1 protein-coding gene is annotated in these 965 nt (G+C 59.4%); it reads right to left on the minus strand.

Going from position 1 to position 965, the window contains the following annotated elements; genetic code table 11:
- Positions 1-36: 36 nt before the first annotated feature.
- The coding region (locus tag ACE04F_RS05805; protein WP_486105388.1) for a TRAP transporter large permease at positions 37-965 on the minus strand (929 nt) is incomplete at its 5' end.

Consider the following 965-nt stretch of genomic DNA (forward strand, 5'->3'; position numbering starts at 1 on the left):
CCCCCCCCCACAAGGGGGCTTGCTCACTGTTCAGGGTTACAACACCAGATTCGGCAGCCACAGCGAAATGGCAGGGATGTAGGTCACCAGCAGCAGTACCAGGAACAGCATGGCGTAGAACGGCAGCAGGGCCTTGACGGTGCTTTCGATGCTGACCTTGCCGATGGCGGAACCGACGAACAGAACCGCACCCACCGGAGGAGTGATCAGGCCGATACCCAGGTTCACCAGCATGATCATGCCGAACTGCACCGGGTCCACGCCGATGCCGACGATGACTGGCATCAGGATCGGTGTCAGGATCAGGATCAGCGGCGCCATGTCCATCACGGTGCCCAACAGCAGCAACATCACGTTGATGCACATCAGGATCACGTAGCGGTTGTCCGACAGGGTCAGGAACGCGGTGGTGATTTTCGCCGGAATCTCCATCAGCGTCATGATGTAGCCGAAGCTGGCGGCGAAACCGATCAGGATCATCACGATGGAAATGGTGCGCACCGTACGGTGCATCAGTTTCGGCAACTCGCTCCACTTGTAGTCGCGATAGATGCACATGGTCACGAAGAATGCCCACACCACCGCAATCGCGGCCGATTCGGTGGCGGTGAACACACCGGACAGAATGCCGCCAAGGATGATGAACAAAGTCATCATGCCCCACATGGCTTCCTTGCAGATCTTCAACGCTTCCTTGAGCGGAATCACTTCGCCCTTGGGGTAATTGCGTTTTTTCGCGAAGACCAGGCACAGCGCCATCAGGCAGAGGTTCATCATGATGCCTGGGACGATGCCGGCCATGAACAGCGAACCGATCGAGACGGTGCCGCCGGCGGCGAGCGAGTACAGCACCGCGTTGTGGCTTGGCGGCGTCAGCAGCGCTTGCACCGAACCACTGACGGTGACGGCGGTAGCGTACTCACGCGGATAGCCCCGGCGTGTCATTTCCGGGATCAGCACCGAGC

This window comes from Pseudomonas sp. AGC41 (genome assembly GCF_057334555.1).